Source organism: Arthrobacter sp. FW306-1B-G06A (genome assembly GCF_058781765.1).
In genome coordinates, this window is record NZ_JBYSXB010000077.1 from 1 (window position 1) to 5,832 (window position 5,832).

6 protein-coding genes and 1 tRNA gene are annotated in these 5,832 nt (G+C 60.6%); all 7 read left to right on the plus strand.

What is annotated here, in order from left to right; all coding sequences use genetic code 11:
* The first annotated feature begins 490 nt into the window (after positions 1-490).
* The 7 genes from AC3WJM_RS22805 to AC3WJM_RS22835 all read left to right on the plus strand — a co-directional run bounded on the left by AC3WJM_RS22805 (position 491) and on the right by AC3WJM_RS22835 (position 5,743).
* Positions 491-913, plus strand: a complete 423-nt coding sequence (locus AC3WJM_RS22805; RefSeq protein ID WP_059387755.1) for a DUF3052 domain-containing protein — start codon at positions 491-493, stop codon at positions 911-913.
* Positions 910-1,413, plus strand: a complete 504-nt coding sequence (locus AC3WJM_RS22810; RefSeq protein ID WP_370872095.1) for a peroxiredoxin — start codon at positions 910-912, stop codon at positions 1,411-1,413. Before AC3WJM_RS22805 ends, AC3WJM_RS22810 begins: the two co-directional genes overlap by 4 nt.
* A gap of 5 nt (positions 1,414-1,418) precedes the next feature.
* A complete protein-coding gene (locus tag AC3WJM_RS22815) occupies positions 1,419-2,351 on the plus strand; it encodes a Sir2 family NAD-dependent protein deacetylase (protein ID WP_492273033.1) in 933 nt (310 codons plus the stop codon).
* 81 nt (positions 2,352-2,432) lie between these two features.
* Positions 2,433-2,505: transfer RNA gene (locus AC3WJM_RS22820), tRNA-Val, on the plus strand.
* 117 nt (positions 2,506-2,622) lie between these two features.
* Positions 2,623-3,150, plus strand: coding sequence for a methyltransferase family protein (locus AC3WJM_RS22825; RefSeq protein WP_284991163.1), 528 nt, complete (start codon positions 2,623-2,625; stop codon positions 3,148-3,150).
* A gap of 288 nt (positions 3,151-3,438) precedes the next feature.
* Complete coding sequence (locus tag AC3WJM_RS22830; protein WP_284991164.1) at positions 3,439-4,236, plus strand: IclR family transcriptional regulator; 798 nt, start codon at positions 3,439-3,441, stop codon at positions 4,234-4,236.
* A 151-nt stretch (positions 4,237-4,387) separates the two neighbouring features.
* A complete protein-coding gene (locus tag AC3WJM_RS22835) occupies positions 4,388-5,743 on the plus strand; it encodes an MFS transporter (protein WP_492260875.1) in 1,356 nt (451 codons plus the stop codon).
* Positions 5,744-5,832 lie beyond the last annotated feature (89 nt).

The following is a 5,832-nucleotide window of genomic DNA, read 5'->3' on the forward strand; positions in this document are numbered from 1 at the left end:
ACGATCAGGCAGCTGGGAAGTCAACCCGCTAAGGATGTGTGAGGTCTCTTCTCCTGCAGCCACGTCCAACCTCTCTTTTGGCGCATTCATCGTCGCCTCAGGTCCGGCAGGGTAACTGCCCGTCATGAACGCGGCGTGTGCGACATATCGGTTACAACAGCCCGGTCATGTGCGCCGGGCAGGTTCTCTTGAGCTCAAGCTGCGCTATTCGCGGCGGGCGGTTGCCCTGCAGCCAAAGTCTTCAATGGCCACTGTAGCTTTGTACGAGCCGCGATGCGTAGCGGCGCGGTCGTGAAGGCGTTGTATGTCACACTCAAGCTGTTACATCGTAGGCAGTTGCAGCCGCAGTCATGGCTGTAGCCCCGATCCTGGCCATGGCTTAAGCCGCGGCTGGGGCGCGGATAATGGTGGAACGCGGGACAATGGCTTGAAGCACACGCCCAAAGGGTGTTGGCTTGTAGTAATCGAAATCACTTCAAGAGGAGGAAACGTGAGCGAGGCCGACGCCGCCACATCGGTAAATGTGGCGGAAAGATTGGGTTTCAAAGATGGGGATCTAATTCAGGAACTCGGTTACGACGATGATGTCGATTTCGATTTGCGTGATGACATTGAGGAACTCACGGGTTCCGAGCTGCTTGACGAAGACGATCACGAGGTAGTGGATGCGGTCATTTTCTGGTGGCGCGATGGTGATGGAGACCTTGTCGACGCACTAGTTGATTCATTGACCACCTTGGGTGAAGGCGGTGTTGTCTGGGTGCTGACCCCCAAGTCGGGTCGCGACAACTACGTCTCGCCCTCGGATATTCAGGACGCTGCTCCTACCGCCGGCTTGCACTGCACTACCTCCGCAGGCGTCTCCAAGGACTGGAGCGCAACACGGCTTGTAGCGCGCAAGAAGAACAAGTGACACACACGAAGTTGAACCCTTCCGGGCTGCGTCCGGGAGTTCCCGTTGTGGGCCAGGAAGCCCCGGACTTTGAGCTCGTGAACCAGTTCGGGGAGCCGGTCCGCTTGTCCGGGCTTCGCGGCCGGAACGTGGTGGTGGTCTTTTATCCCTTCGCCTTCTCTGGAATCTGCACCGGGGAGCTGTGCGAGATCCGCGACAATCTGGGTATTTTCCAACATGCGAACGCCACGGTCCTCGGGGTGTCGGTGGACAGCAAGTTCGCTTTGCGGGCTTATGCGGAAAAGGAAGGCTACGAGTTCGATCTCTTGGCCGACTTCTGGCCGCACGGGGAAGTAGCCGAGAAGTATGGCGTGTTTGATCCAGCTACCGGCATGTCGTTGAGGGGCACTTTCATCATCGATGCCGCGGGGATCATCCGTTACGTCGTCGTCAATCCGCGCGGGCAGGCACGCGACCTGGCGGAATACCGCGAGGCATTGTCCGCACTTGGCCAGGCCTAACGGCGATGAGCGCCCAACGGCCCGGCGTCGGAATGACTGGCTTCGCCATACTTCCGCCGGCCTCAACGGTTGAGTTGGATGCGGACGAGGTGGACGTTCTCCGCCGAGCCGCCGGGGTTCTCGGTGGCAAGCGGCTTGCTGTCTTGACCGGAGCCGGACTGAGCACGGACTCCGGAATCCCTGACTACCGCGGCCCTGGAGCCGCGCCGCGGAATCCCATGACCTACCAGGAATTCATCGGAAGCCCGGCCAACCGGCGCCGGTACTGGGCGAGGAACCACCTCGGATGGTCGCACCTCCGGCATGCGGACCCCAATGCCGGGCACGCCGCCGTCGCCCTCCTTGAGCGGCGCGGGCTGATGACGGGGCTCATCACGCAGAACGTGGACCGCCTGCACGAGGACGCCGGCAGCATTAACGTGGTGGACCTGCACGGCCGCTACGATCGCGTGATCTGCCTTGATGAGGGGCACGTGTTCACCCGGCGGCTCGTGGCATCGATTCTGGAGGAAATCAATCCCGGTTTCGTCGAAGCCGCCCAGGCTTCCGGCGTCGTGGAAATGGCACCGGACGCCGATGCCTCGGTGGAGGATCCCGAACTCATCCGTTCCTTCGTCGTCGCTGTTTGTCCCGTGTGCGGGGGGACGCTCAAGCCCGACTTCGTGTACTTCGGTGAAAATGTGCCCAAGGGCCGGGTCCAGCGTGCCTATTCCATGGTTGACGAAGCCGGGGCGTTGCTCGTGGCGGGTTCTTCGTTGACTGTCATGAGCGGGCTGAGGTTCGTGCGGCACGCAGCCAAACTCGGCAAGCCGGTAGTGATCATCAACCGTGGACCGACCCGCGGTGACGGTTTCGCGGACCTCAAAGTGGAAGCAGGAGTCAGTGGCGCGTTGGCCTGGCTTGCCGCTGAGCTTCCCGATCTGCTGCCATCCAAGTAGTCGATTAGTGTTCCGGGCGATTGATCCGGTAGAGTACATGTTCGTTGGTTGAAGCGCCGAGGGTGCCGAAATCAGTGTTTTGGGTCTTTAGCTCAGCTGGTAGAGCGCCACGTTTACACCGTGGATGTCATCGGTTCGATCCCGGTAGGACCCACCGAGAAGAAGAGCTCCTGGACTGCGGAAATGCAGCTCAGGGGCTCTTTTCTTTTTATTCCAGGGCCCTAGGTCCCCGATGGTTGTGGCCAGTCGTTTGCCGGTTCAGAATGGCAGCATGACAGCGTCCGGAGATGCAGCGCGCGACAAGAGGCTGGCGAAAATCGGTACGGCGGTGTTCGCCGTCGCTCCGGCTACCGCGGCCGGTCTGTTGCCATGGTTTGTGACCCGCTGGAGGGTGCAACAGCCTGTGCCGGGCGGACTGGCGGCCCAGTGCACAGGTGTTCTGCTGATCGGCGCCGGTGCGGCGGTGATCACCAATTCTTTCGCGCGGTTCGCCCTTGAAGGATTGGGAACGCCTGCGCCCTTTGCGCCACCGAAGAACCTTGTGGTCAGTGGTTTCTACAGGTTCGTGCGGAATCCCATCTACGTGGGCATTGGCGCCGCGATCGTCGGGCAGGGCCTCGTGCTGGGACAGCCAAAGCTGTTCGGCCTCGCGGCCTTGGGCGCAGTTCCCGTGGTGGCTTTCGTCAGGTTGTATGAGGAGCCCACCCTGGCCCGCAAGTTCGGCGCCGAGTATGAGGACTACCGTGCCAACGTCCCCCGCTGGCTGCCACGGCTCACTCCTTGGCAGCAGCCAGGCTAGCGTCGGCTCGGATTCGGTGCCGGGAATTGGAAAAGCTCTCCACCGCGACTATTGGGGGATGCCGCGGTGGAGAGCTCATAGATGAATATACAGAGAATTTCTGGATATGGAAAGGAAGCCATCCCCCGTCCGGCGCGTCTCATCCCAGCACCAAGCCACTATGATGGTGGTTGTTCAGTGGATTGAACAAGCGTTGTGCCTCGGACCGGAGTTCCGCTGCCCCAGGGTGGCGTTTCTACCTGGCACGCGCCCACTCTGCGCCAGACGCACGAACCGCGAAGGAGAATCATGGCCGATTCCCGCACCCCCCGTTCCGCCGAAGGCTTGGGGAGCTCCTCGCCGGCGCCTGCCGTGACCCGCGCTGCTGCGGTCCTTGATGCCTTGGCGGAGGCCCCTTCAGGCAGGCTGACACTCAGTGACCTTGCGAGGGAACTCGGGATTCCGAAGTCTTCCACGTCAAACCTGCTGCTCGCTCTTGAGGAAGCCCGGCTGATTACCCGCGAAGGTGCCGATTTTTCACTTGGCCGGAAACTGGTTGAACTTGGCGCCGCCTACCTTAGCCGGCTCGACGAAGTCCAGGAGTTCTACAAGTTCTGTGAACAGGCGCCGACGCTCTCCGGCGAAACCGTGCGGATCGCGATGATCGACGGCGATCACATCATCTACCTGGCCCGCTACGAAGGGCACCCCGCCGTCCGGCTCACGTCGAACATCGGCGACAAAATGCCGCTTTCCCTCAGCGCCGTCGGAAAGGTCCTCCTGGCCCAGCTTCACGACCATGACATCGAGGCGATGTTCCCGGACGACGTGGAACTGCCTGTCATGACCCCGAAGTCCCTCCGGAGTGCCGCCGAGCTCAAGGCCCAGGTTGTCGCGATCCGCAAGCAGGGCTACGCCCTGGAGGATGAGGAATCCACACTAGGCGTGGTTTGCCTCGCCGTGCCCGTCCCCACCCACGGGGCGCATGGCCCCAGCCTCGGTCTCTCGGTGACAGCCCTGAAGGCCACTTTTTCCGAGGAACAGGCTGCCCTCATGGTGAAGGAACTCAAGGAGCTCGCCCACTCGCTGGGCAACCCGATGGGATAGATCTGGCCGCCCCGACAGGGTCATAAATAAATCTGATTACACCACTTGAAACTTGTACAACGTGCTGTACTCTGTTCAATATAGTGATTCACGCCATGGCGGCTGACACTATCTCGCCAGGCCAACGGGGGTCTGGAGTGTTCTTGAGGGAGTGCTTGTGACAACTCGTACTAAGACAAAGCTTGCTGATATGGACGGCGCAGTAGTTGAGCCGGAACAGCTGCGAAGGGCAACTCTTGCCAGCTCCGTAGGATCCGCCCTGGAGTACTACGACTTCTACATTTACGGCCTGTATTCGGCCCTGATCTTTGGCCAGCTGTTTTTCAAGCCCTTGGGTGAAAGCGGCGCCCTGATCGCATCGTTCGCAAGCTACGGGGTGGGATTCGTAGCCCGGCCCTTTGGTGGAATCTTTTTCGGCTTCATCGGAGACCGCTTTGGTCGCAAGACGGTTCTTCTCCTGACCATCGGCATGATGGGCCTTGCCAGCTTCGCGATCGGCTTGTTGCCGACGTTCGACCAGGCAGGCATGCTCGGCGCGGTCCTGCTGGTGACGCTCCGTATCGTCCAAGGCCTGGGCGCCGGAGCAGAACAGGCAGGCGCAACAACGCTGATCTCCGAAGTTTCGCCCCCTAAGCGCCGCGGATTTTTCGCTTCACTTCCGTTCGTTGGCATCCAACTTGGAACCCTCCTCGGTGCCGGCATCTTCACGCTGATCGGCATGGCCGACGTGGCTGTGCTGAATGCGTGGCTGTGGCGCGTTCCTTTCCTGGCTAGTGCCATTCTCATTGCGGTGGCTCTCTTCATCCGTCTCAGGCTGAAGGAAACCCCGGTGTTCCAGGAACTGGAGAAGCACAAGAACGTCGTGAAAAACCCGATCGGTGAGATTTTGAGGCACTCCAAGAAGAATGTCCTCATCGGCATTGGCCTACGCATGGGCGAAAACGGCAACTCCTCGATCTACTCAGCGCTCCTGATTTCCTTCATGGCCGCCAAGCAAGGTGTCTTCCCGGGTGATAAGTTCGTCGGGCCCGTTGGTCTCGTGATCGCAGCCGGTTTTGCCGCCGTCATGGTTGTCACCTTCGGTGCCCTGTCCGACCGCTTTGGACGTGTCAGGGTCTACCGGTTCGGCGCACTCTTCCAGGTAATTACCGCTATTCCCGCCTTCTATCTGGTCAGTCTCGGCAATGTGACTCTCGTGTGGATAGTCATGGCTGTGGGTATAGCAATCGGCGTCCAAGGGATGCTTGGTCCGCAGTGCCCGCTGCTCCCGGAATTGTTCGGTTCGCAGCACCGTTTCACCGGGGTTGCCTTGAGTCGCGAGCTGTCCGCTGTCCTCGCTGGTGGACTCGTTCCCGTGTTCGGTGCCATCTTGCTTGGAGCGACGGGCAACTCCTGGGTGGTCCTGGCGGTTTACTCGCTGGTCCTCGCGCTGATTTCATACATCACCACGTTCTTCACACCGGAAACAGCCGGCCGTGACCTTCTCTCCCTGGAGGATGCGAAGTAAGGAGTCCCGTACCACGAGGTACGCAAGCAGCGACGGTCCCCTCCTAAGTGCGGAGGGGACCGTCGCTTTTTCGTGCCCCACCCCCGGCA